The following is a 24,206-nucleotide window of genomic DNA, read 5'->3' on the forward strand; positions in this document are numbered from 1 at the left end:
GCCATGGCAGCGGGTGGATCAGCGGAGGGTCTCGGCGGTGGCCAGTGCCTTCGCCGCCGCGCTGGCCGCCACCCTGCTGCGCCGCGGCGGCACGCCGGTGCTGGTGCTGCTGACCGATGCCCGCGCCAACATCGCCCGCAACGGCGCGCCGGGACGCGACCTGGCCACCGCCGACGCGCTGGCCAGCGCCCGCCAGCTGCGCGCGCTGGGCCTGGGCATGCTGGTGGTCGACACCGCGCCGGGCGCCAGCCGCAGCACCAACGGCGCCGCGCCCAGCGTGGCGCGGCAACTCTCCGACGCGCTGGCCGCGCGCTATCTGCCGCTGCCGCAGATGGATGCGGCCGGGCTGTCGCGGGCGGCGAAGGCACTGGCCACCGCCGAGACCCTCCGCTGATCCACCCGCTGCCATGGCCCTGCAATCCACCTCCAAGCTGCGCTGGTCGGTCTTCGGCGGCATGACCGCCACGATGCTGGGTGGCGTGGCGCTGGCGTTCTGGCCGTTCTTCTCGGCCGACCGCCAGCTGCAGGCCTTCTGCGCTGCCCAGGCCGCCGGCACGCCGCTGGCCCGGGTGCAGGCCCAGGCCGCGGCGCATGGTTATGCGGTGGCCGCTGCCGCCTCGGGCGCGGTGGTGGTCGATGATCCGGCGGGCTTCGGCCGCCGGCAGTGCATGCTGGCGCTGGACGCGCAGGGCCGGGTGGCACCGCCCCGCTGATCAGGCCGCCTGGCGCGGCGGCCGCCGGTGCAGGCCGGCCACGCCCAGCACCGCCAGTGCATCGGCCACCCGCTGCGGCGCCTCTTCATGCGCCAGGTGGCCCAGGCCGTCGAGCAGCTGCACCCGGGTGGGCGGCAGCTTCAGCCGCACCCGTTGCGCCTGGGCCGGCGGCACGGTGCCGTCCTGCCCGCCGGCCAACAGCAGCAGCGGCGCCGGCAGCCGGGGCAGCTCTTGCCAGAGGCTGTCCAGGTCCCAGTCGGCCATCATCGCCAGCGCACCGGCCACATGGGCCGGGCTGCGCATCAGCCGGGCGTACAAGGCCAGGCCCTGGGCATCCAGCGTGGAGCCGGTGGCGGCCACCAGGCGCTGCACCGCCGCCGCATCGCCGGCACGGCGGGCGAACAGCCACGGCACCCAGGCCTGGCGGGCCATCAGCCGCGCCATCGGCGCGAACACCCGGCCGGCCAGCCCTTCGAACGGCAGCAGCGCCGCATTGATGCCGACCAGCTGCTGCGGCGCCAGGTGGCCATCGAGCACGGCGCGCACGGCCAGCGCGCAGCCGGCCGAATGGCCCAGCACGGCCGTCGGCGGCAAGGCCAGGGCATCGGCCAGCGCCGCAAGCGACCGCGCCATCGTCGGCAGCGATGCACCACGCAGCGGCCCGCTGAAGCCATGGCCCGGCAGATCGGGCACCACCAGCGTGGCATGCGGCGCCAGCAGGGCCATCAGCGCGCGCCAGGAATGGCTGGCCGCGCCGGTGCCGTGCAGCAGCCACAGCACCGGCTGGCCCGGCGCGCCGCGCAGCACCTGCACATGCCAGGCACAGCCGCCGGCCTCGACGAACCGGCTGGCGCCACGGTGCGGCCAGTGCGCGCCATCGCGCGACCAGTCGAGCGCGCCGGTCATGGTGCGGCCGCTATCATCGGCCGATGGGGCCGCCAACCGGGCCGCCCTCCGGCAGCGCGAAGGCATGCATGAACCTGGGTCTGGCGCAGCGCCTGCGTGATGGCACCTCGGCCTGGCACGCCGCCGCCGAGCGGGCGGGCGTGATGCCGGCCCTGCTGCGCGGCACCCTGCCGGCGGCCGGTTTCTGGCAGCTGCAGCGCAACCTGCTGCTGGTCTACCAGGCGCTGGAAGCCGGTCTGGAGCAGCATGCCGCCCACCCGCAGCTGGCCCCGCTGCAGCTCGGCCCGCTGGCCCGCAGCGCGGCCCTGCAGACCGACCTGGCCGACCTGGCGCCGCTGGCCGCCACCGCCGACACCGCCGTGTTGCTGCACGCCGACGCGGCCACCGTCTATGTGCAACGGCTGCAGACGCTGGCGGACCAGCAGCCGCCGGTGCTGGCCGCCCATGCCTATGTGCGCTATCTGGGCGATCTGGCCGGCGGCCAGGCGCTGCGCCGGGTGGCCCAGCGGGCCTACGGCCTGCAAGGTGACACCGGCACCCGCTTTTTCGACTTCGGCCCGCCAGCGCAGGTGGCGCAGCGGGGCCAGGCCCTGCGCCGGGCGCTGGACGGCCTGGTGCTGGACGAGGCGACAGCGCAGGCCCTGGTGGCCGAGGCGCAGTGGGCGTTCGCGCAGCATGTGCGGCTGTTCGAGGAGCTGGCCGGGCCGGTGCACTAGCGCAACGCGTCCGGGCTGCCCCACGGCCTCGCAGAGCTCGGCCGCTTCGCCAGGCGCATGACAGGACGCAGGTCCTGTCCCGCGTCCGGGCTCAGACCAGCTGACGGATGCGGCCATAGAGCACCGCGGCGCGGCGCGCCGAGGCCTCCACCTCTTCCAGCAGCGGCGCCACGCCGGGGCCGCCGGCGCTGTCGGCGATGTCCATTGCCGCCAGGCTGGCATTGGTGAGGATGGCGCTGATGACCTGGTCGGCCGGGCTGCCAGGGACCTCGGCGGCGGCATCGTTGCGGCCGCCGCGGCCAGCCTGCTGCAGCGCGTCTTCCAGGTGGCGGCGGGCGGCGTCGGCGCGGTGGCTGTCGCGCAGGTCGCTCAGCACCAGGATGTAGCCCAGCACCTGGCCGTCACGGCCGGGCACCAGCTCGATGCGCAAGCCCACCGGCAGCGCCTCGCCGCCGTCGCCGTCGCCGCTGCGGCGCAGGCCCAGCTCGCCGCGCCAGGCCTGGTGCAGGCTGCGCACCGAGTCCAGCCCGGCCTGCAGCTGGGCGGGGTCGGTGAAGGCGGCGGCCAGCGCATCCAGCGTGGCCAGGCTGTCGGGCGCGCGGCCCATCAGCGCGGCGAAGGCCGGGTTGGCGAACAGCAGGTGGCCGTTGCCGTCGGCGATGGCCACCGGCTCGCGCGAGCTCTGCACCGTGGCGCGCACACCAGCCAGCTGGTGCTCGGCCACCAGCAGCCGCACGGCATTGACCTGCACGATGATGTCGACCAGCGAGGCGCCGATGGCCCGGCCCAGCGCCAGCTCGGCCGCGCTCCAGGGCAGCGCGGTGCCGCGCACGATCTCGCTCCAGGCGGCGAACGAGCGCCGTGGCGACAGCGTCAGCGGGTCATCGTCGACCGTCGGCTTGGCCGGGTCACCGGCCCAGGTGACGGTGCGCAGCTGCTCCTTGCGGAACCACAGCAGGTAGTCGGGCCGCTGGTTCGACAGCTTGACCGCCAGCACGCCGCTGGCCACCGGCGTCAGCGATTCCAGCAACGGCTCGTCGCGCCCCACCGAGGCGGTGGCGAACGGCGCCTCGGCATAGCGTTCATCCACCCACAGCAGCAGCTGGCGCAGCTCGGGCGTGGACGGCACCTCGCCGGTGGTCAGCCATTCGCCGTCATGGAACAGCGCGGCGCCGGTGGCCTCCAGCGGCTGCAGCAGGGTGCGCGGGTTGCGGAACAGCGCCAGCCGCCAGTCGCCCTCGGTGGACGTGGCCTCGACCAGGCGCTGCTCCAGCCGCCGCACCAGGATGGCCACCTGGGCATGCGCATAGTTCTCGATCGCGGCGATGCGGGTGGCCGCCACCTCGGCCAGCAGGTCGCAGGCGGCGCGCAGTGCCGGCGAGATCGCCCGGGGCGTGTCATGGTGGGCGGCGATCAGGCCCCACAACCGACCCTCGCGCACCAGCGACACCACCAGCGTGCCGGTGACGCCCATGTTCTTCAGGTACTGCAGATGCAGCGGCGACATGCTGCGCAGCGCGCACATCGACATGTCGAGTTCCTCGGCCTGCGGCCGGCCGCCGTCCGGGTCGGCCGGCAGCTGCACCGGCACCAGCGGCACCGGCTGGTAGTGCACGTCGACCAGCACCCGCACCCGGTTGGCCAGGTACAGCGCGCGGGCGCGCTGCGGGATGTCGGTGGACGGGTACTGGTGGCCCAGCAGCGTCTCCAGCCGGGGATGGCGGGCCTCGGCAATGATCTTGCCGTGGCCGTCGGGGTCGAACTTGTAGACCATCACCCGGTCGTAGCCGGTCAGGTCGCGCACGCAGCGGGTGATGCCGTCACACAGCGCCGGGATGGTGGCGGCCTGGCCGAAGCGCTGCACCGCCTCCGACAGACGCGCCATCAGGGACGGCGTCTCGGCCACCAGCACTTCCGGTGCACTGCCGCCGGCGGCCTCGAACTCCAGCGCCAGCACACCCTGCTGCGGCACCCGGTGCAGCACCAGCAGCCATTCCCGGGCCTTGCCAGCCACCACGGTGTGGGCCTGCAGCGGCCGCGGCTCGGCCAGGTCGGGCGCCGCCGACAGCAGCCGCACCCGGGCGTCCAGGTCGCCACCCAGCACCGACAAGGGGCGCATCAGCAGGCGGTCGGCGGGCAGGCCCAACAGATCACCGCAGTTGGCGGAGGCTTGCACCACCAGGCCGTCACGCTCGCGCAGCACCAGCAGCGCACCGTGCGGCTGGATCGAGCCGGCGAGGTGGATGAGCTCGCGCTCGCAGTTGCTGAGGTCGGCCTGGCCGAAGGCGGGGCTGTGGTCCACGGGCGCGAGGTTAACCCAGCCCGCAGCGGCCGCGCCGGCGGCAATCCCGGGCTTGCGCTGGGCGCCGCCTGGTGTCAGTTCAGCAGCGGCGGGGTCTCGCCGTCGGCAACCAGGCCATGCCGCATCAGCCGCAGCGACAGGCTCTCGGGCGTGATGCCCAGCCATTCGGCCGCGGTGGCGGCGTGGCCGCGCGAACGCTCCAGCGCGCTGCGGATCAGGTGGCGCTCGGCCAGGTGGGTGGCCTCCTGCATCAGCTCGGGCAAGGAGACGCGCCCCAGCTGCGCGGCCAGGTTCTCGATGGCCATCGCCAGGCCGTCCACCGGCTGCAGCGGCAGGTCGGAGCGCGGCGACTGGCGGCGCAGGATGAAGCCGATGCACTCCTGGTCACCCTCGGCCAGCAGGGCGGCCGAGACCTCGACCTCGTCGGTGCGCACGCCCATCCAGGGGCCGCGCAGCCCGCCGATGGGCGCGCGCACCTGGCTGGCGATGCCGTTGCGACGCACCTCGGCCACCAGGGCGGCCAGGCGGTGGCCGGGATCGCCCAGCAGATCGCCCAGGTTGCGGCCCTTGACGGTGCTGTCGGTGGCGCCGGCGGCACACAGCGCCAGGAAGGCCGGGTTGGCGCTCTGCAGGCGGCCATGGCTGTCGGTGATGACCACCGCATCGGGCGTGTGCTCGACGAAGTCGGCCAGCCGGCGGGCGGCATCGCTGCCGCGGCGCTCGGTGCTGCGCACCCGCACCAGCAGCAGCAGCTGGCTGGTGCCGTCGGCAGTGGCGCGGAACGGCGTCGCCGACACATCCACCAGCGCCAGGCTGGTGGTGCCGCCCGGGCCGGCCAGGCGGGCGCGGATCTCGGCCGGCTTGCCGCTGGCGCGGGCGGCGCTGAGCAGTTCCTCCACCGCCGGGCGCGAACCGGCATCGATGCCGGCGGCCGCCTGCTGGCCGGCCATCTGCGCCGGCGCGCTGCCGAACAGCTCGGCCGCGGCGCGGTTGGCCTCGATGATGGTCAGCGTGGCGGCATCGACCACCAGCACCGCATCGGTGGCCACCTGGAACAGCAGGCGGTAGCGAGCTTCGGTCTGGCGCTGGCGCCAGTAGTCGCGCTCCAGCTCCTGCTGGGCGTCGAGGAAGCGCTGCTGGATCGCGGCGATGGCCCGCAGGTCGCGGCCCACGGCCAGCACCGGGCCGTCGGCGCCCAGGCGGATGGCGGCAAAGGCCACCGGAATGCTGGTGCCGCCCACGCCGGGCACGTTGACTTCGCGGCGGCGCGAGACGCCGGTGCGCTGCACCTCCTGCAGCAGCTGCTCGATCTTGCTGCGGGTGTCCTGGGTGACGGTGTCGGTGAAATGGCAGCCGATCCATTGGTCGGCACGGCGGCCGATGCCGGCATCGCCCAGGGCCACGTTGCGGATCACGCCGGCAGCGTCGATCACCAGCGCGATGTCGCTGGCGATGGAGGCGAAGGTGTTCGCCAGCTCGGGCGCCAGCCCGGCCAATGCGCCCAGATCCGCCACTTCAGGAGGGCTTGGACTCATGCCAGTGTCCCTTCTCTACGGTTCGCTGCCACCAGACTCCTTTGGATGGCGCCGTCGAAATGGGCACACCTGGAGAATGGACTTTACCGCATCACCACCGCGCGGAACAAGCCAGCGGAGAAGGAGGGCAACCCTATTGTCAATCAAACTAGACACAAATACCATCAAGAAATGTTGACACATGCACTGCCGGCCCACGGGGCCCCGACCCACCCTGCCACCACGGCCGGCACGGCCCGGGGCAAGGCCCCTCCCCACGCGGTGGTGATCGGCAGCGGCTTCGGCGGCCTGGCCGCCGCAGTGCGGCTGGGCGCCCGCGGCTGGCGCGTCACCGTGCTGGAACAGCTGGACGCCCCGGGCGGCCGCGCCTATGTCTACAAGCAGGACGGCTTCACCTTCGACGCCGGCCCCACGGTGATCACCGCGCCCTTCCTGCTGGAGGAGCTGTGGGCCCTGTGCGGCAAGCGCCTGGCCGACGACGTCCAGGTCGTCCCGGTGAGCCCGTTCTACCGCGTGCGCTTCGACAGCGGCGAAGAGTTCAACTACACCGGCGATCCGGCCCAGATGCGTGCCGAGATCGGCCGGTTCGCGCCCGGCGACGTGCAGGGCTACGAGAACTTCCTGAAGGCCAGCGAGGCCATCTACAAGGTGGGCTTCGAGCAGCTCGGCGACAAGCCCTTCAGCCACTGGACCGACATGGCCAAGGTGGTGCCGCAGATGGTCAAGCTGGAGGCCTGGCGTACCGTGTGGCAGCTGGCCTGCAAGCATGTGCAGGACCCGCGGCTGCGCGTGGTGCTGACCTTCCAGTCGCTGCTGGTGGGCGGCAACCCGTTCGCCACCACCTCGGTGTACTGCCTGATCGCCTTCCTGGAGCGGCGCTTCGGCGTGCACTTCGCCATCGGCGGCACCGGCGCGCTGGTCACCGGCCTGGTCAAGCTGATCGAGGGCCAGGGCAATGTGGTGCGCTGCAACACCAGCGTGGCGCAGATCCTGGTGAAGGACGGCCAGGCCTGCGGCGTGCAGCTGGCCAATGGGGAGCGCCTGGCGGCGGACGCGGTGGTTTCCAACGCGGATTCAGCCACCACCTACCGCAAGCTGATCGCGCCCGAGCACCGCAAGCGCTGGACCGACGCCAAGATCGAGCGCGCCAAGTACTCGATGAGCCTGTTCGTCTGGTACTTCGGCACCAAGCGCCAGTACCACGACGTGGCCCACCACACCATCGCCCTGGGCCCGCGCTACCAGGGCCTGCTGACCGACATCTTCGACCGCAAGCACCTGGCCGACGACTTCAGCCTCTACCTGCACCGGCCCACGGCGACGGACACCTCGCTGGCGCCGCCCGGCTGCGACGCGTTCTACGTGCTGTCGCCGGTGCCACACCTGCAGGGCGATGCCGACTGGACCAAGGCCGCCGAGCCCTACCGCCAGAAGATCGAGCGCCGGCTGGAGAGCACGCTGCTGCCCGGGCTGTCGAAGGCCGTGGTCAGCTCGCACATGATCACGCCGCTGGACTTCCAGGACCGGCTGTCGTCCTTCCGCGGCGCGGCCTTCGGCCTGGAGCCGGTGCTGCTGCAGAGCGCCTGGTTCCGTCCGCACAACCAGAGCGAAGACATCGCCCGGCTGTACCTGGTGGGTGCCGGCACCCACCCGGGCGCCGGCCTGCCCGGGGTGCTGTCCTCGGCGCGCATTCTTGACACGGTGGTTCCGCATGGCGATGAAGTTGCAGCCGCAGCACGGGCCTGAGGCCCCGGGCATGGACGAGGCCCGCGATCTCGCGGCCTGCAAGCAGCTGCTGGCCAATGGCTCGCGCACCTTCCTGGCCGCCAGCAAGCTGCTGCCGGCCGCAGTGCGGGACCCGGCCTGCGCGCTGTATGCCTTCTGCCGCCTGGCCGATGACGAGGTCGACGGCCAGACCGGCGGCGGCACACCGCATGCGGCCGACGATGCCGCGGCCCGCATCGCCGCCAGCCAGGCGGTCGGACGGCTGCGCAAGCGCCTGGACAGCATCTACGCCGGCCGCCCCGGCCCCGAGGCGGCCGACCGCGCGCTGGCCGCGGTGGTGCGGCGCTTCGACATCCCGGCGGTGCTGCCGCATGCACTGATCGAAGGCTTCGAGTGGGATGCCGCCGGCCGCCGCTATGAGACGCTGCACGAGGTGCAGGCCTATGCCGCGCGTGTGGCCGGCACGGTGGGCGCGATGATGGCCCTGCTGATGGGCGTGCGCAGCGCCGCCGGCCTGGCCCGCGCCTGCGACCTGGGCGTGGCCATGCAGCTCTCCAACATTGCCCGCGACGTGGGCGAGGATGCCCGCCTGGGCCGGCTGTACCTGCCGCGCCAGTGGCTGCGCGAGGCCGGCCTCTGCCCTGACCGCTGGCTGGCCGAGCCGCGGCACAGCCCGGCGCTCGGCGCGGTGGTGCAGCGCCTGCTGCGCGAAGCCGATGCGCTCTACACCCGGGTGGACGCCGGTGTGGCTGCGCTGCCGCTGGGCTGCCGCCCGGGCATCAACGCGGCGCGCTTCCTGTATGCCCAGATCGGCCTGGAGGTGGAACGCCAGGGCCTGAATGCGGTGGACCGCCGCGCCGTCGTCAGCCGCCGGCGCAAGGCCACCAGCCTGCTGCGCGCGATGCTGACGCTGATGCCCGACGACAGCTGGCGGCCGCAGCCGCCGCTGCCAGCCACCCGCTACCTGGTGGAGGCGGTGACCGGCCCGCTGCACGACGGCCACTTCGTGCCGCCGGCGCCCAAGCGCCTGGCCGCGGTGGTGGCGCTGTTCGACCGGCTGGAGCGGCGCGACCGCGGCTGGAACATGGCCGAGGGCAATGCCATGGCCGGCGGCGCCGAGTAGGCCCGCACGCCAGCCGCGCGACGCAATGATTGAATGGGAGCTGCTGCTGTTCTTCGGCGCGCCGCTGGTCTGGGGCGCCTGGCAGCTCTACAGCCTGCGGCGTGACCGCCGCGCGGCCGAGCGCGACAAACCGCCCGGGCCGCCCCCGCCCAAGCCCTGAGCTCGGCCGATTCGCCAGACGCATGCCAGGACGCAGGTCCAGGCATGCGTCCGGGCTCAGCCGCGCCGCGGCATGCGGAACGGCAGCATCGCCTGCACGATGGGCTGGCTGAAGCGGCCCAGGTCCAGGCTCTCATGCATCGCCAGCGCCGGCTGGCCCAGCCACTGCGTGGTCACCAGGCTGCGGTTGTAGAACGGCGTGTCCTCCAGCGTGGTGTGCACCCGCGGCGGCTGGCCGGCATCGCTGCGCTGGCTGCGCGGCACGCGGAACACCGCCGTGCGCGCCAAGGCCTGCATCGGCGGCGCAGCCACCGGCTGGCAGCGGCCCTGCGCATCGAACTGCAGGCCGATGTGGCGGGCCGTGCCGTCGCGTTCCAGCGCGTCGTAGGCCACGGCGCTGCGCTGCCCATCCAGGCTGGCGCGGGCCCACTGCCAGCTGGCGAAACTGTGCTCCAGCGGCACGCTGCCGCGGTTGCTGTCCAGGTAGGCATGGCCGCGCCAGCGCCAGCCGGGGTCGGCCAGGTCGACATCGATGCGGGCGCAGGGCGCGATCGGCCACCAGTGGTGCTGGCCGGCACTGTCGAGCTGCAGCGGCGCCGGTGCGCCCAGCGCCTGCGGATGCAGCCGCAAGGTGCCGCGCAGGCGACGCGGCAGCGGCACGCACCATTCATCCAGCGTGACGGTCAGCGCATCACCCTCCCAGCGCAGCGCGCTGGGCCCGATGGCCAACGTGTGGGCATTGCGCTGCAGCGCGCCGGCACCCCGCTCGGTCATCGCCCAGCGGGCACCCGGCCCGCCGCCGGGGGTGTACAGCGCCACGTTGATGGCCACATGCTGCTGCGGATCGGCCAGCCCGCCCTGGCGCCGGCGGGCCCAGGCGTAGTACGGCGAGAAGACGCTGCCGACGAAGGCAATCACCACCAGGCCGTGGCGGCCGTCGTCGCTCAGCGCGTCGAGGTACCACCAGGCATAGCCGCCGGGCGCCACTGCATGGTCGAAATCGGGCCAGGGCGCTCGGCCAGCACCTGCTGTGCCGCCTGCAGACCCGACAGCGCGGCCATCGGCACCCCCGCCCCGGGGTGCGTGCTGCCCCCCGCCAGGAACAGCCCCGGCACCGCCGTGGCCGCCGCCGGCCGGCTGAACGAGGCCTGCCAGCCGTGCGTGGCCTGGCCATACAGCGCCCCGCCCGTCGCCGGGAAGCGCTGTGCCCAGTGCGCCGGGCTGTGGCGCAGCCGGCCCGGGCTGTCGGGCTGCAGCTGCAGGCCCAGCCGGCGCAGATGCGCGAAGGTGCGTTGCTCGCATGCGGCGATCTCCTCGTCGGTGGGCGCGCCGCGGTCGCCGGTGGCCGGGGCGTTGACCAGGCACAGCAGGCGCTCGGGTCCGCTGTCGGTGGGCAGCGGATCGTCGGCGCGGTCCTGGGCGCAGATGTAGACGGTGGGCTCGGTGGGCAGGCGGCCCTGGGCGAACAGTTCCTGGAACTCCAGCGGATAGTCGCCCGAGAAGAACACCGTGTGCCGCAGCAGCGGGAAGCCGCGCGTCGGCGCGTGCAGGTTCCAGGTCAGCGCCGACAGCGAGCGGCCGGCCACCGGCCGCACCGGCACCGCGCGGCGCACACCGTCGCCCAGCAGGCCGGCGCCCAGCGCCGCGGCATCGCCGTTGAACACCACGCTGGCCGCGGCCACCGTCTCGCCGGGCTGGCCGTCGGGGCCGACCAGCTGCACGCCGGCCGCCCGGCCCTGGTGCAGCAGCACCCGCGAGACCTGCTGGCCGCAGCTGAAGCGCACGCCCAGCCGCTGCGCCAGCTGCACCAGGGCTTGCGCCAGCTGGTGCATGCCGCCGTCCACGCTCCACACGCCGGCCTGTTCCACATGGGCGATCAGCATCAGCGTGGCTGGCGCGGCCAGCGGCGACGAGCCGCCGTAGGTGGCATAGCGGGCGAACAGCTGGCGCAGGCGCGGGTCGCTGAACTGGCGGCCCAGTTCACGCCACAGCGTCTGGAACGGCGAGATGCGCGCCAGCGCCAGCCACTGCGCCAGCCCGCCCTGGGCACAGCGCCAGGCCAGCGACACCGGGTTGGGCCGGCTGCGGCGCAGGTAGGGGCCGTTCAGCGTCTCGTAGATGGATTGCGAGCGGGTGCAGAAATCAGCGTACTGCCGCGCCGCCGCCGCGCCCGACAGCCGGCCGATGGCGTCCAGCGTGGCGGCGCGGTCGGCATGCAGGTCGAAGCAACTGCCGTCGGGCCAGGTGTGGCGGGCCAGCGTGCGCAGCGGGGTCAGACGCAGGTGGTCGTCCAGCCGCTCGCCGGCCAGCGCGAACAGGCCGTCGAACACATCGCGCATGGTCATCACCGTGGGGCCGGCATCCAGTGCCTGGCCGCCGATGCGCACCGGCCGCAGCTTGCCGCCGGGGGCGGCGTCGCGCTCGATCACCCGCACCGCGCGGCCCTGGGCCGCCAGCGCCACCGCAGTGGCCAGGCCACCGACACCGGCGCCGATGACGATCACCGGCAGCATCGCGCCCCGCCGACCGGTCTGTGGCGGAGTGACAACCAGAGTTGACGCTTCCAGCCCGTGTGTCTATCCTGCATGACACATCATAACGTCATGTCGCGCTGACAACAGGTCCGAAACCTGGGGTTTGCCCGGCATCCGCCGGAGGATCCATGGACCCCATGCAACGCATCGAGCAGGCGCTGTCGGCCGCACTTTCCAGCACCGAGGTGCCTGGCGCCCCGCCACGTCTGGCTGCTGCGATGCGGCATGCGGTGTTTCCGGGCGGCGCCCGGGTGCGGCCGCGCCTGTGCGTGGCCGTGGCCCTGGCCTGTGGCGACGACGACCCCGGATTGACCGATGCCGCCGCGGTGGCGCTGGAGCTGCTGCACTGTGCCTCGCTGGTGCATGACGACCTGCCCTGCTTCGACGATTCACCGATGCGCCGCGGCGTGCCCTCGGTGCACAGCGCCTTCGGCGAACGGCTGGCGGTGCTGTCGGGCGACGCGCTCATCGTGCTGGCCTTCCAGGCGCTGGCCGCCGCGCCGGCGCGCCATCCACAGCGGCTGGCCAGCCTGCTGGGACTGATCGCCCGCGGCGTGGGCCAGCCCCACGGCATCGTGGCCGGCCAGGCCTGGGAATGCGAGCCGCAGGTGTCGCTGCGCGACTACCAGCGGGCCAAGACCGGCGCGCTGTTCGCTGCCGCCACCATGGCCGGCGCCGAAGCCGCCGGCGGCGCCCCGGCCACCTGGCGGGCGCTGGGCGAGTGGCTGGGCGAGGCCTACCAGGTGGCCGACGACATCCGCGACGTGGCGGCCGACCCGCTGCTGCTGGGCAAGCCGGTGGGCCGCGACCAGGCCCTGGGCCGCCCCAGCATGGCCGCCGCCCATGGCCTGCTCGGCGCGGTGGCGCATTTCCAGCAGCTGGTGGAACGTGCCGCTGCGGCCGTGCCCGATTGCCGCGGCGCCGCCCGCCTGCGTGCCCTGGTGCGGGCCGAGTCCGAGCGCCTGGTGCCCGCCGCGCTGTGCGACCAGCTCGCCCAGACCCACGCCCGCGCGGTGGCCTGAGCAGCACGCCGCCCGATGGCCACCCTGCCCGCGGTGCCCGGCACCCCTGCACTGGACGACGCCCCGCCCGGCCTGTGGACACGCTGGGCTGAGGGCCTGCAGCGCTGGGCCGACCGCCAGGTGGCCAGCCCGGCCTTCCGCCGCTGGGCGGCCCGCTTCCCGCTCACCCGGCCGATCGCCCGCCGGCGGGCCAGCCAGCTGTTCGACCTGGTGGCCGGCTTCAGCTACACCCAGGTGCTGCTGGCCTGCGTGCAGCTGAAGCTGTTCGACCGCCTGGCCCAGGGCCCGGCCAGCATCGAGACCCTGGCGCCGGCGCTGCAGCTGCCGCCCGAAGGCTGCCGCCGCCTGCTCGATGCGGCCGTGGCGCTGCGCCTGCTGGCCCGCCGCCAGCGCCGCGGTCACCCCGCGGTCTATGGCCTGGGGCCGCTGGGCGCGCCGATGGTGGGCAATGCCGCCATCGCCGCGATGGTCGAGCACCATGTGCTGCTGTACGCCGACCTGGCCGACCCGCTGGCCATGCTGCGCGCCACACCCGGCCAGGGCGAACTGGCGCGCTACTGGGCCTATGCCCGCAGCGCCCAGCCGCACACGCTTGCCCGTGAGCAGGTGGCCGACTACTCGGTGCTGATGGCCGCCTCGCAACCGCTGGTGGCCGACGAGATCCTCGACACCTACCCGCTGCAGCGCCACCAGTGCCTGCTGGACGTGGGCGGTGGCGAGGGCGTGTTCGTGGCCGCTGCGGCCCAGCGCTGGCCGCACCTGAAACTGATGGTGTTCGACCTGCCCGAGGTGGCCCGCCGCGCCCAGGGCCGGCTGGCCGCCCTGGGCCTGAGCGACCGCGCCACCGCCGTGGGTGGCGACTTCACCACCGACGCCCTGCCTGCCGGCGCCGACGTGATCAGCCTGGTGCGCGTGGTGCACGACCACGACGACCACCGCGTGATGGCCCTGCTGCATGCGGCCCGCCGCGCGCTGCCGCCGCACGGCGTGCTGCTGCTGGCCGAGCCGATGGCCGGCACCGCCGGCGCGCAGGCCATGGGCGACGCGTACTTCGGCCTGTATCTGTGGGCCATGGGCAGCGGCCGGCCACGCACCATCGCCCAGCTGGGCGCGATGCTGCAGGCCGCCGGCTTCAGCGCACCGCGCCACCTGCGCAACGCCATGCCGCTGCAGACGCAGGTGCTGGTGGCCCGGCCGGTGGCGCGATGAGCGTGGCGGCAGCGGGCAACCCGCAAGCTGGGACTATCCCGATGTCAGCTTTGCTTGACACTTTTTCAAGTCAGCGTAAAGTGACAGATGACCGAGTTTCCCCACGCATGCTGACCCTGCCCTCCCCCCTCCACTGCGCCTGCGGCGCCGCCACGGCATGAACACCACCGCCGTCCTGCTGGCCCGCCCCGACCAGATCCGCCTGGCGGATCTGGTGCTGGCCACACCCACCACGGAGGATGTGGTGGTCGACGTGCACTGGAGCGGCATCTCCACCGGCACCGAACGCCTGCTGTTCACCGGCGCCATGCCCAGCTTCCCCGGCATGGGTTACCCGCTGGTGCCGGGCTATGAATCGGTGGGCCGGGTGGTCGAGGCCGGCGAGGCCAGCGGCCTGCGGGTCGGCCAGCAGGTCTTCGTGCCGGGCGCCAACTGCTTCGGTCCGCTGGACGGCCAGCCGGTGCGCGGCCTGTTCGGCGGCTCCGCCTCGCGCCTGGTGGTGCCGGGCCGGCGGGTGATCGCAGTCGACGAGGCGCTGGGTGAACAGGCCGTGCTGCTGGCGCTGGCCGCCACCGCCTACCACGCGGTGTCCGACGGCGGCCGCATCGAGCACCCCAAGGCACCGCAGCTGATCGTCGGCCACGGCGTGCTGGGCCGGCTGCTGGCACGCCTGAACGTGGCCGCCGGGTTCCCCGACACCGTGGTCTGGGAGACCAACCCAGTGCGCGCCCAGGGCGCCCAGGGCTACACCGTGCTGCACCCCGATGCCGACCCGCGGCGCAACTACGACGTCATTTGCGATGTCAGCGGCGACGCCAAGCTGCTCGACACCCTGATCAGCCGCCTCGCCCCCGGTGGCGAGGTGATCCTGGCCGGCTTCTACAGCCAGCCACTGCAGTTCAACTTTGCACCGGCCTTCATGCGTGAAGCCCGGTTGCGGGCCGCCGCCGAATGGCAGCGCCCCGACTTGCTGGCCGTGCAGGCGCTGATCGCCAACGGCCTGCTGACGCTGGACGGGCTCATCACCCACCACGCGCCCTCCGCACAGGCCGACAACGCCTACCGCACCGCCTTCGGCGATGTGGCCTGTCTCAAGATGGTTTTGGATTGGACCCACTGACATGACGCACAGCATCAACAGCCCGCAAGGTCCGGCCACCGCTCCGATCCAGATCCTGCGAGACCTGCAGTTGCGCGCCGAAGCCGCCATCGAGCCCGATGCCGTGGCCACCGGCCCGGTGACCAAGGAAACCCAGATCATCGCCATCTACGGCAAGGGCGGCATCGGCAAGAGCTTCACCCTGGCCAACCTGAGCTACATGATGGCCCAGCAGGGCAAGAAGGTGCTGCTGATCGGCTGCGACCCGAAGAGCGACACCACCAGCCTGCTGTTCGGCGGCAAGGCCTGCCCCACCATCATCGAGACCAGCAGCAAGAAGAAGCTGGCCGGCGAGGCGGTGGCCATCGGCGATGTCTGCTTCAAGCGCGACGGCGTCTACGCCATGGAGCTGGGCGGGCCCGAGGTGGGCCGCGGCTGCGGCGGGCGCGGCATCATCCACGGCTTCGAGACCCTGGAGAAGCTGGGCTTCCACGACTGGGGCTTCGACTACGTGCTGCTCGACTTCCTGGGCGACGTGGTGTGCGGCGGCTTCGGCCTGCCGATCGCCCGCGACATGTGCCAGAAGGTCATCGTCGTCGCCAGCAACGACCTGCAGAGCCTGTACGTGGCCAACAACGTCTGCTCGGCGGTGGAGTACTTCCGCAAGCTCGGCGGCAACGTCGGCGTGGCCGGCATGGTGATCAACCGCGACGACGGCACCGGCGAGGCCAAGCAGTTCGCCTCGGCCGCCGGCATCCCGGTGCTGGCCACCATCCCGGCGAACGAAGACATCCGCCGCAAGAGCGCCAGCTACGAAATCATCGGCCGCCCCGGCACCCAGTGGGCGCCGCTGTTCGAGGAACTGGCCACCAACGTCGCCATCGCCCCGCCGGTGCGGCCCAAGCCGCAGACGCAGGACCAGCTGCTGGGCCTGTTCAGCGCCGAGAGCACCGGCCGCGACTTCAAGATGGAGCCGGCCACGCTGTTCGACATGGTCGGCAAGACCGAGATCGTCAAGCCGACGCTCGAAGTCATCTACGACGAAGTCTGAGCACAGCGCCGCCATGGACACGCCCACCCCCATCGCCAACCCGGCCGCCCTGAAAGAGGACGGTGTCGGCTGCCATTCCGGCGCCGAGACCATGCTGGCCGCGGCCAAGGCCGCCGGCAAGAGCGAGACGCTGGCGCAGTACGCGGTGGACTATCCCAAGGGCCCGCACGACCAGCCGCAGAGCATGTGTCCGGCCTTCGGCTCGCTGCGGGTGGGCCTGCGCATGAAGCGCACGGCCACGGTGCTCAGCGGCTCGGCCTGCTGTGTCTACGGCCTCACTTTCACCAGCCACTTCTACGGCGCCCGCCGCAGCGTGGGCTATGTGCCCTTCAACAGCGAGAGCCTGGTCACCGGCAAGCTGTTCGAGGACATCCGCGAGGCCACCTACAAGCTGGCCGACCCCGCCCAGTACGACAGCATCGTGCTGATCAACCTGTGCGTGCCCACCGCCAGCGGTGTGCCGCTGCAGCTGCTGCCCAAGCAGATCAACGGCGTGCGCATCATCGGCATCGACGTGCCCGGCTTCGGCGTGCCCACCCATGCCGAGGCCAAGGACGTGCTGGCCGGCGCCATGCTGAAGTACGCCCGCACCGAAGTGGAAGCCGGCCCGGTGCAGGCACCGCAGGGTGGCCGCTCCACCAAGCCGACGGTCACGCTGCTCGGCGAGATGTTCCCGGCCGATCCGGTGATCCTGGGCATGATGCTGGAGCCGATGGGCCTGGCCGCCGGGCCGGTGGTGCCCACCCGTGAATGGCGCGAGCTGTATGCCGCGCTCGATGGCAGCGTGGTCGCCGCCATCCACCCGTTCTACACCGCCAGCATCCGCGAGTTCGAAGCGGCCGGCCGGCCCATCGTCGGCTCGGCCCCGGTGGGGCATGACGGCACCGCAGCCTGGCTGCAGGGCATCGGCCATGCCGCCAATGTGCCCCAGGCGCTGATCGACGCGGCCAAGAACCGCATCCTGCCGGCCATCCGCGGCGCGCTGGCGGCCAAGCCGATCAAGGGCCGGATCACGCTGTCGGGCTACGAGGGCAGCGAGCTGATCGTCGCCCGCCTGCTGGTGGAAAGCGGGGCCGACCTGCGCTACGTCGGCACCGCCTGCCCGCGCACCCCCTGGAGCGATGCCGACCGCCAGTGGCTGGAAGCCCGCGGCGTGCATGTGCAGTACCGCGCCAGCCTGGAGCAGGACATCGCGGCGATGCATGAATTCAAACCCGATCTGGCCATCGGCACCACGCCGGTGGTGCAGGCGGCCAAGGAAGCCCGCATCCCCGGCCTGTACTTCACCAACCTGATCTCGGCGCGGCCGCTGATGGGCCCGGCCGGTGCCGGCTCGCTGGCGGCGGTGATCAACGCGGCCATCGCCAACAAGCACCGCTTCGACACCATGAGCGCCTTCTTCGGCGATGCCGGCCAGGGCGACAAGGCGGGCGTGTGGACCGACACCCCGCAAGCACGGCCGGAGTTCCGCGCCGACTTCAAGCGGCAGGTGATCAAGCTGCATGCCAAGCGCAAGGCGGAGGCAATGATCTGATGGCACTCGTCCTCGACCACGATCGCGCTGGCGGCTACTGGGGCGCCGTTTACGTCTTCACGGCCATCAAGGGCCTGCAGGTCGTCATCGACGGCCCGGTGGGCTGCGAGAACCTGCCGGTCACCAGCGTGCTGCACTACACCGATGCGCTGCCGCCGCATGAACTGCCCATCGTCGTGACCGGCCTGGCCGAGGAGCAGCTGGGCCGCGAAGGCACCGAAGGCGCGATGAAGCGTGCCCACGCCGTGCTCGACCCCGACCTGCCCAGCGTGGTGGTCACCGGCAGCATCGCCGAGATGATCGGCGGCGGCGTCACACCCGAGGGCACGGCGCTGCAGCGCTTCCTGCCGCGCACCATCGACGAAGACCAGTGGCAGTGCGCCAACCGCGCGATGTTCTGGCTGTGGGCCCAGTACGGCCTGCGCCACATCCCGGCGCGCAAGCCGATGGCCGAACGGCCGGCGGGCAGCAAGCCGCGCGTCAACATCATCGGCCCCAGCTACGGCAGCTTCAATCTGCCGAGCGATCTGCACGAGATCCGCCGCCTGGTCGAAGGCATCGGCGCCGAGATCAACATGGTGTTCCCGCTCGGCAGCCACCTGGCCGATGTGCAGAAGCTGGCCGATGCCGACGCCAACATCAACCTCTACCGCGAGTACGGCACCATGCTGTGCGAGGCGCTGGAGCGGCCATGGCTGCAGGCCCCCATCGGCCTGCACAGCACCACCAAGTTCCTGCGCAGCCTGGGTGCCTTGCTGGGCCTGGACCCGGAGCCCTTCATCGAGCGCGAGAAGCACACCACGGTCAAGCCGGTGTGGGACCTGTGGCGCTCGGTCACGCAGGATTTCTTCGGCACCGCCAGCTTCGCGGTGGTGGCCGGCGAGACCTACACCCGCGGCCTGCGCCACTACCTGGAAGACGAGCTGGGCCTGCCCTGCCAGTTCGCCGTGCCGCGCATCCCCGGCGCCAAGACCGACAACGCCGCCATCCGGCAGATGACGCACGAGAAGCCGCCGCTGGTGATGTTCGGAAGCTACAACGAGCGCATGTACCTGGCCGAAGCCGGCGGTGGCCATGGCCCACGGCCGAGCTACATCCCGGCCTCGTTCCCCGGCGCCATCATCCGCCGCGCCACCGGCACGCCGTTCATGGGTTATGCCGGCGCTACCTACATCCTGCAGGAGTACTGCAACGCGCTGTTCGATGCGCTGTTCCATGTGCTGCCGCTGGGCACCGACCTGGACCGCGCGCCGGCCACGCCGTCGCGGCTGGACGAGGCCACCACCAGCCCCTGGGACGACGACGCACAACAGCTGCTGAACGATCTGGTCAGCGCCCAGCCGGTGCTGGTGCAGATCTCGGCGGCCAAGCGCCTGCGCGACCGTGCCGAGGCCGATGCGCGCCAGGCCGGCGAGGCCCGCATCACGGCCGACCGCGTGGCCCGTGCCCGCGCCGCCCTCACCACCGGAGCGCCGGCATGACGGCGCGCCGCAACCTTGTTCTGGCACACGGCAACGTGGGCCGGGCCAACCCAACCGCGCGGGCACAGCGCGGTAAAGGTGGCCTTGCGCGCACCGGCCTCGCGGCCGATGCGGGCCGGGCTGTCGACGGCGGCCGAAAGGCCAATCTAGGCCGCGAGGCCCATTGAAAAAGGAAAGACGTCATGGCAAACGACCGACAAGGCTCGCTGTCCGGGTTGACCGAACAGGAAGCGCGGGAGTTTCACGGCATGTTCGTGAGCAGCTTCATCGGCTTCACCGTGATCGCGATCGTCGCGCACGTCCTGGTCTGGAACTGGCGCTCGTGGCTGTAAGCCGCTAGCACCTGTTTCGAACCCGCTCAACAAGGAGCAAACCATGGCAGCTTCAACACTCAAGACCGATGTGCAACACCCTGGCGGCGGCGCGCTGTCACCGGTGGTGTTTCTCGTCGGATTTGCCGTGTTTCTGGTGATCGCCCTCATCGCCCAGATGCTGACCATGCGCTGGCGGACCTGGTTGCCAGGCGCCGAGGGTGAGGGGTCGTTGATCGCAGGCGTCAAGTCGGCGGTCTACACCTTCATGTCCTACATCCCTTAAAGGAGTCTTCCATGTGGAGATTGTGGTTGTTGTTTGATCCCCGCCGGATCCTGGTCGCGATGGGCACGTTCCTGTTCGGCCTCGCCATCCTGATTCACTTCATCCTGCTCAGCACTGACAAGTTCAACTGGCTCGATGGCGCGAAGAAGACCAAGACGGCTGCCGTGCAGATGGAAGTGCTGCCGCCCCAGGCCTGACGGCCCGGCTGCAGTGCATCCATGCACACCCGCAGTCAGCGGGGCCTGCGGGCCCTGTTGACTGCCAAGAATTCGCAAGACCGGCTGCCTGCCGCCCGACCTGGGTGACAGGGGCCAGCAAACCGGGAGCCGGCGATGGCCATGCTCAGCTTTGAAAAGAAATACCGGGTCCGCGGCGGCACCCTGCTCGGGGGCGACCTGTTCGACTTCTGGGTCGGGCCGTTCTATGTCGGCTTCTTCGGTGTCACCGCGGCATTCTTCGCCATCCTCGGTACGCTGCTGATCATCTGGGGTGCCAGCATGGGCACCACCTGGAACATCTGGCAGATCAACATCGCCCCGCCCGACCTGAGCTACGGCCTGCGCATGGCGCCGATGGCCGAGGGCGGCCTGTGGCAGGTGATCACGATCTGCGCCACCGGGGCATTCGTCTCGTGGGCGCTGCGCGAGGTGGAGATCTGCCGCAAGCTGGGCATGGGCTTCCATGTGCCCATCGCCTTCGGCGTGGCCATCTTCGCCTACGTCACGCTGGTGATCTTCCGCCCGCTGCTGCTGGGTGCCTGGGGCCACGGCTTCCCGTACGGCATCCTGAGCCACCTGGACTGGGTGTCGAACACCGGCTACCAGTACCTGCACTTCCACTACAACCCGGCGCACATGCTGGCCATCACGTTCTTCTTCACGAACGCGCTGGCCCTGTCGATGCACGGCGGCCTCATCCTGGCGATGACCAACCCGCAGAAGGGTGAGCCGGTCAAGACGCCGGAACACGAGAACACCTTCTTCCGCGACGCCATCGGCTACTCCATCGGCTCGCTCGGCATCCACCGCCTGGGCCTGTTCCTGGCGCTGTCGGCAGGCTTCTGGAGCGCGGTGTGCATCATCATCAGCGGGCCCTTCTGGACCCGCGGCTGGCCCGAGTGGTGGGGCTGGTGGCTCAGCCTGCCGGTCTGGCGCTGACAGCCCGCACCGCCAAGACGCAACAAGAACCAGCCAGGAGCCCAGAACATGGCCGAGTACCAGAACATCTTCACCCGCGTGCAAGTGCACGGGCCGTCGTATCCCGGGGTGCCGCTCAGCTACCCGGGCGAGGAGCAGGAGCGCAAGGGCCCGCCCCTGCACATCCACCTGCTGGGGCGCATCGGCGATGCGCAGCTCGGCCCCATCTACCTTGGCTGGCTGGGCGTGGTGTCGCTGATCTGCGGCTTCATCGCCTTCGAGATCATCGGCCTGAACATGCTGGCCCAGGTGAACTGGGACCCGATCCAGTTCGTGCGGCAGCTGTTCTGGCTGGCGCTGGAGCCGCCTGCGGCCGAGTACGGCCTGCGCATTCCACCGCTGGCCAAGGGCGGCTGGTGGCTGATCGCCGGCTTCTTCCTGACGCTGTCGATCCTGCTGTGGTGGCTGCGCATGTACCGCCGTGCCAAGGCGCTGGGCATCGGCACCCACATCCCCTGGGCCTTTGCGGCGGCGATCTGGCTGTACCTGGTGCTGGGTTTCATCCGCCCGGTGATGATGGGCAGCTGGAGTGAAGCGGTTCCGTTCGGGATCTTCCCCCACCTCGACTGGACGGCGGCCTTCTCGCTACGCTACGGCAACCTGTTCTACAACCCGTTCCACATGCTGTCGATCGCCTTCCTCTACGGGTCGGCGCTGATCTTCGCGATGCACGGTGCCACCATCCTGGCGGTCACCCGCTTCGGCGGCGAGCGCGAGATCGAGCAGATCTACGACCGCGGCACCGCCAGCGAGCGGGCCGCCCTGTTCTGGCGCTGGACCATGGGCTTCAACGCCACGATGGAATCCATCCACCGCTGGGCCTGGTGGTTCGCGGTGCTGACCCCGCTGACCGGCGGCATCGGCATCCTGCTCACCGGCACCGTGGTCGACAACTGGTACCTGTGGGCCGTGGAGCACGGTGTGGCCCCGTCCTACCCGGCGGTCTACCCCACCGGCCCGGATCCCGCGCTGACCAAGTAACCAGTTCCACGCGCCTGCGGGCCGGCCCAGCCGGTTCCGTGGCGCCGGTTTGGCGGCGCAGTTGCCGCCAACACCACCAACGCCAAGAGGTGATCCGCATGAAGCGCATCCACACTGCCCTGCTGGCCGCACTGCTGGGCCCCCTGCTGCTCGCCGGCTGCGAACGCCCGCCGATGGAATCCACGCAGACCGGCTACCGCGGCACCGCCATGGGCGCCGTGGTCAACCCGCGCATTGCCGGGCCGATCGAAGCCGCCCAGACCCTGCCCGAGCCCATCGCCGCCATCCCGGTGGCGCCTGGCGCGCCGCTGGCGAAGGATTCGTACCAGAACGTGCAGGTGCTCGGCGACCTGCCGGCCACCGAGTTCACCCGCACCATGCTGGCCATCACCGCCTGGGTGGCGCCCAAGCAGGGCTGCGCCTACTGCCATGCACCGGGTGAGGCGCTGTCGTCGGACAAGCTCTACACCAAGGTGGTGGCGCGCAAGATGATCGCGATGACGCGGCACCTGAACGCCGACTGGAAGGCCCACGTCGCGCCCACCGGCGTCACCTGCTACACCTGCCACCGCGGCGAGCCGGTGCCGGCCCAGGTGTGGTTCACCGAGCCCGCGCCGCGCTCGTCGGGCGGGGCGACCACGGATTCCGGCGGACAGAACCATCCGTCGCTGCAGGCCGGACTGACCTCGCTGGGCATCGACCCGCTGACGCCCTACCTGCTGGGCAACGAGCGCATCCGCGTGGCCGGGCCCACCTCGCTGCCCACGGGCAACGTGGCCAGCATCCGCCAGACCGAGGGCACCTTCGGCCTGATGGTGCACATGAGCAAGTCGCTGGGCGTCAACTGCACCCATTGCCACAACACCCGCTCGCATGCCGAATGGGCCGAGAGCCCGCTGACCCGCACCAAGGCCTTCCACGGCATCAACATGGCGCGCGATCTCAACAACGCCTACATGGTGCCGCTCACGCCCACCTTCCCGGCCACCCGGCTGGGCGCGCTGGGCGATGTCGCCAAGGTCAGCTGCGCCACCTGCCACCAGGGCCTGAACAAGCCGCTGAAGGGCGCGCCGCTGCTGAAGGACCACCCGGCCCTGGCCGGCCCCTGGGGCACCGTCAGTGCCGCGACGGCGGCGGCCGCACCGGACAGCACCGCCGTGCCGGCCGACGCCGTGGCCAAGGTGGCGCAGGTGGTCAGCGCCACGGCCACCACACCGGCCAAGCGCTGAGCCGGACACACCCGAGACGCACCACCGGAGCCAGCCACCATGGACATGCGCGTGGCCCCCGCCGAGCTGCTGCTGGCGCAGCCGCGCGGCTTCTGCGCCGGCGTGGTGCGGGCCATCGACGTGGTGGAGCAGGCGCTGGCGCTGTTCGGTGCACCGGTCTATGTGTTCCACGAGATCGTCCACAACGGCCACGTGGTGCAGGGCCTGCAGTGCCGCGGTGCGGTCTTCGTCGACCAGATCGACCAGATCCCGCCCCGGTCGGTGACGATCTTCAGCGCCCACGGCGTGGCCCGGTCGGTGGTGGATGAGGCCCGCAGCCGCCAGCTGCGGGTGATTGACGCCACCTGCCCGCTGGTGGCCAAGGTGCAGCTGCAGGCGCAGCGCTATGCCCAGGCCGGCCGCACGGTGCTGGTGATCGGCCACCCCGGGCATGACGAAGTGGTGGCCACGCTGGGTCGCATCGATGGCCCGGCCCATGTGGTGCCGTCGGCCGAGGCGGCCCGCCAGCTCGACCTGCCGGCCGACACGCCGCTGGCCTATGTCACCCAGACCACGCTCAGCGTGGACGACACCCGCGGCATCATCGCGGTGCTGGTGGCGCGCTTCCCCGGCATCCAGGGGCCGGCACTGGCGGACATCTGCTACGCCACCCAGAACCGCCAGACCGCCGTGCGCATCATGGCCCAGCGCGTCGACCGCCTGCTGGTGGTGGGATCGCGCAACAGCAGCAATGCCTGCCGCCTGCGCGAGGTGGGCGAGCAGCAGGGCGTGCCGTCCTGGCTGGTGGAGGATGCCAGCGAGATCGACCCCGACTGGCTGCTCGGCGCCCGCTGCATCGGCGTGACGGCCGGCGCCAGCACCCCCGAGTGCCTGGTGCAGGGCGTCTGCGACCGGCTGCGCGGGCTGGGCGCGCGCCATGTGCGCCAGTTGCCGGGCAAGCCCGAGACCGTGAGCTTTCGCCTGCCCACCGATCTGACCGATGCCCGTGCCCATCTGGACGCCCCGGGCCTGCCGGCCTGACACCTGCCCGCACCGGGCGCCCAGGCGGGCCCGTGGCCCCTGCCATGCCTGCCGGCGCCTGACCGCCAACCCGC

24 protein-coding genes and 1 pseudogene are annotated in these 24,206 nt (G+C 71.8%); 20 read left to right on the plus strand and 5 right to left on the minus strand.

The genetic code is table 11. The annotated features are described in order from the left end of the window. Positions 1-394: pseudogene (locus FFT10_RS22240) on the plus strand (hypothetical protein); the annotation flags it as partial. Positions 395-407: 13 nt separating this feature from the next. Next, positions 408-713 (plus strand): hypothetical protein, encoded by a 306-nt coding sequence (locus FFT10_RS22245; RefSeq protein ID WP_137735080.1) that lies wholly within the window; start codon positions 408-410, stop codon positions 711-713. Here FFT10_RS22245 and bchO read toward each other — a convergent pair whose 3' ends face one another. Then, positions 714-1,619 carry an alpha/beta fold hydrolase BchO gene (gene bchO / locus FFT10_RS22250; protein WP_137735081.1) on the minus strand — a complete coding sequence of 302 codons (906 nt, stop codon included), beginning with the start codon at positions 1,617-1,619 and terminating at the stop codon, positions 714-716. A gap of 68 nt (positions 1,620-1,687) precedes the next feature. Between bchO and FFT10_RS22255 the strand changes: the two genes are divergently transcribed. After that, positions 1,688-2,335 (plus strand): biliverdin-producing heme oxygenase, encoded by a 648-nt coding sequence (locus tag FFT10_RS22255; protein ID WP_137735082.1) that lies wholly within the window; start codon positions 1,688-1,690, stop codon positions 2,333-2,335. Positions 2,336-2,426: 91 nt separating this feature from the next. Here FFT10_RS22255 and FFT10_RS22260 read toward each other — a convergent pair whose 3' ends face one another. Both FFT10_RS22260 and ppsR read right to left on the minus strand, forming a co-directional pair. Continuing rightward, the gene (locus FFT10_RS22260) at positions 2,427-4,637 is read right to left on the minus strand and encodes a GAF domain-containing protein (protein ID WP_228027245.1); all 2,211 of its coding nucleotides are present in this window, start codon (positions 4,635-4,637) and stop codon (positions 2,427-2,429) included. Positions 4,638-4,711: 74 nt separating this feature from the next. After that, positions 4,712-6,172 carry a transcriptional regulator PpsR gene (gene ppsR, locus FFT10_RS22265; protein WP_137735084.1) on the minus strand — a complete coding sequence of 487 codons (1,461 nt, stop codon included), beginning with the start codon at positions 6,170-6,172 and terminating at the stop codon, positions 4,712-4,714. A gap of 171 nt (positions 6,173-6,343) precedes the next feature. Between ppsR and FFT10_RS22270 the strand changes: the two genes are divergently transcribed. Genes FFT10_RS22270 through FFT10_RS28645 form a run of 3 tightly spaced genes read left to right on the plus strand, consistent with a single transcriptional unit; the run spans position 6,344 to position 9,180 of the window. Further along, entirely contained in the window at positions 6,344-7,918 is a 1,575-nt protein-coding gene (locus FFT10_RS22270) for a phytoene desaturase (RefSeq protein ID WP_137735085.1), read from the plus strand. A 10-nt stretch (positions 7,919-7,928) separates the two neighbouring features. After that, positions 7,929-9,020 (plus strand): phytoene/squalene synthase family protein, encoded by a 1,092-nt coding sequence (locus FFT10_RS22275; protein WP_137735086.1) that lies wholly within the window; start codon positions 7,929-7,931, stop codon positions 9,018-9,020. A 25-nt stretch (positions 9,021-9,045) separates the two neighbouring features. Then, positions 9,046-9,180 (plus strand): hypothetical protein, encoded by a 135-nt coding sequence (locus FFT10_RS28645; RefSeq protein WP_265575361.1) that lies wholly within the window; start codon positions 9,046-9,048, stop codon positions 9,178-9,180. A 56-nt stretch (positions 9,181-9,236) separates the two neighbouring features. Here the strand turns inward: FFT10_RS28645 and FFT10_RS22280 are convergent, their stop codons facing one another. Together FFT10_RS22280 and crtD are read right to left on the minus strand one after the other, a co-directional pair. Then, positions 9,237-10,166: a carotenoid 1,2-hydratase family protein gene (locus FFT10_RS22280; protein ID WP_137735087.1), complete on the minus strand. Its 930-nt coding sequence runs from the start codon at positions 10,164-10,166 to the stop codon at positions 9,237-9,239. Then, positions 10,124-11,692, minus strand: coding sequence for a 1-hydroxycarotenoid 3,4-desaturase CrtD (gene crtD, locus FFT10_RS22285; protein ID WP_137735088.1), 1,569 nt, complete (start codon positions 11,690-11,692; stop codon positions 10,124-10,126). Before crtD ends, FFT10_RS22280 begins: the two co-directional genes overlap by 43 nt. A gap of 149 nt (positions 11,693-11,841) precedes the next feature. On the opposite strand from crtD, the gene FFT10_RS22290 reads away from it, so the two are divergent. The 14 genes from FFT10_RS22290 to ispH all read left to right on the plus strand — a co-directional run bounded on the left by FFT10_RS22290 (position 11,842) and on the right by ispH (position 24,132). Beyond that, on the plus strand, positions 11,842-12,735 hold the full coding sequence (locus tag FFT10_RS22290) for a polyprenyl synthetase family protein (RefSeq protein WP_137735089.1): 894 nt from the start codon (positions 11,842-11,844) through the stop codon (positions 12,733-12,735). Between the two features lie 15 nt (positions 12,736-12,750). Continuing rightward, positions 12,751-13,944 carry a methyltransferase gene (locus FFT10_RS22295; RefSeq protein ID WP_137735090.1) on the plus strand — a complete coding sequence of 398 codons (1,194 nt, stop codon included), beginning with the start codon at positions 12,751-12,753 and terminating at the stop codon, positions 13,942-13,944. Positions 13,945-14,101: 157 nt separating this feature from the next. Then, positions 14,102-15,064, plus strand: coding sequence for a chlorophyll synthesis pathway protein BchC (gene bchC, locus FFT10_RS22300; RefSeq protein WP_137735091.1), 963 nt, complete (start codon positions 14,102-14,104; stop codon positions 15,062-15,064). A gap of 1 nt (position 15,065) precedes the next feature. After that, positions 15,066-16,094, plus strand: a complete 1,029-nt coding sequence (locus FFT10_RS22305; RefSeq protein WP_137735092.1) for a chlorophyllide a reductase iron protein subunit X — start codon at positions 15,066-15,068, stop codon at positions 16,092-16,094. A gap of 13 nt (positions 16,095-16,107) precedes the next feature. Further along, entirely contained in the window at positions 16,108-17,628 is a 1,521-nt protein-coding gene (gene bchY / locus FFT10_RS22310) for a chlorophyllide a reductase subunit Y (RefSeq protein WP_137735093.1), read from the plus strand. Next, a complete protein-coding gene (gene bchZ / locus FFT10_RS22315; protein ID WP_137735094.1) occupies positions 17,628-19,109 on the plus strand; it encodes a chlorophyllide a reductase subunit Z in 1,482 nt (493 codons plus the stop codon). The genes bchY and bchZ overlap by 1 nt, the downstream gene beginning before the upstream one ends. Next, positions 19,106-19,276: a hypothetical protein gene (locus tag FFT10_RS27705; protein ID WP_154694098.1), complete on the plus strand. Its 171-nt coding sequence runs from the start codon at positions 19,106-19,108 to the stop codon at positions 19,274-19,276. The genes bchZ and FFT10_RS27705 overlap by 4 nt, the downstream gene beginning before the upstream one ends. Before the next feature lie 15 nt (positions 19,277-19,291). Beyond that, a complete protein-coding gene (gene pufB, locus FFT10_RS22320) occupies positions 19,292-19,441 on the plus strand; it encodes a light-harvesting antenna LH1, beta subunit (RefSeq protein WP_137735095.1) in 150 nt (49 codons plus the stop codon). Between the two features lie 43 nt (positions 19,442-19,484). Then, positions 19,485-19,706 carry a hypothetical protein gene (locus FFT10_RS22325; protein WP_137735096.1) on the plus strand — a complete coding sequence of 74 codons (222 nt, stop codon included), beginning with the start codon at positions 19,485-19,487 and terminating at the stop codon, positions 19,704-19,706. 11 nt (positions 19,707-19,717) lie between these two features. After that, positions 19,718-19,903: a light-harvesting antenna LH1, alpha subunit gene (gene pufA, locus FFT10_RS22330; RefSeq protein WP_137735097.1), complete on the plus strand. Its 186-nt coding sequence runs from the start codon at positions 19,718-19,720 to the stop codon at positions 19,901-19,903. Between the two features lie 141 nt (positions 19,904-20,044). After that, positions 20,045-20,863, plus strand: coding sequence for a photosynthetic reaction center subunit L (pufL, locus tag FFT10_RS22335; RefSeq protein WP_228027246.1), 819 nt, complete (start codon positions 20,045-20,047; stop codon positions 20,861-20,863). 48 nt (positions 20,864-20,911) lie between these two features. Continuing rightward, entirely contained in the window at positions 20,912-21,883 is a 972-nt protein-coding gene (gene pufM / locus FFT10_RS22340) for a photosynthetic reaction center subunit M (protein WP_137735099.1), read from the plus strand. 98 nt (positions 21,884-21,981) lie between these two features. Then, on the plus strand, positions 21,982-23,112 hold the full coding sequence (pufC, locus tag FFT10_RS22345) for a photosynthetic reaction center cytochrome PufC (RefSeq protein ID WP_137735100.1): 1,131 nt from the start codon (positions 21,982-21,984) through the stop codon (positions 23,110-23,112). A gap of 39 nt (positions 23,113-23,151) precedes the next feature. After that, complete coding sequence (ispH, locus tag FFT10_RS22350) at positions 23,152-24,132, plus strand: 4-hydroxy-3-methylbut-2-enyl diphosphate reductase (protein ID WP_137735101.1); 981 nt, start codon at positions 23,152-23,154, stop codon at positions 24,130-24,132. Positions 24,133-24,206: the final 74 nt, after the last annotated feature.

This window comes from Pseudaquabacterium pictum (assembly GCF_005403045.1).
Lineage (GTDB): Bacteria > Pseudomonadota > Gammaproteobacteria > Burkholderiales > Burkholderiaceae_C > Pseudaquabacterium > Pseudaquabacterium pictum.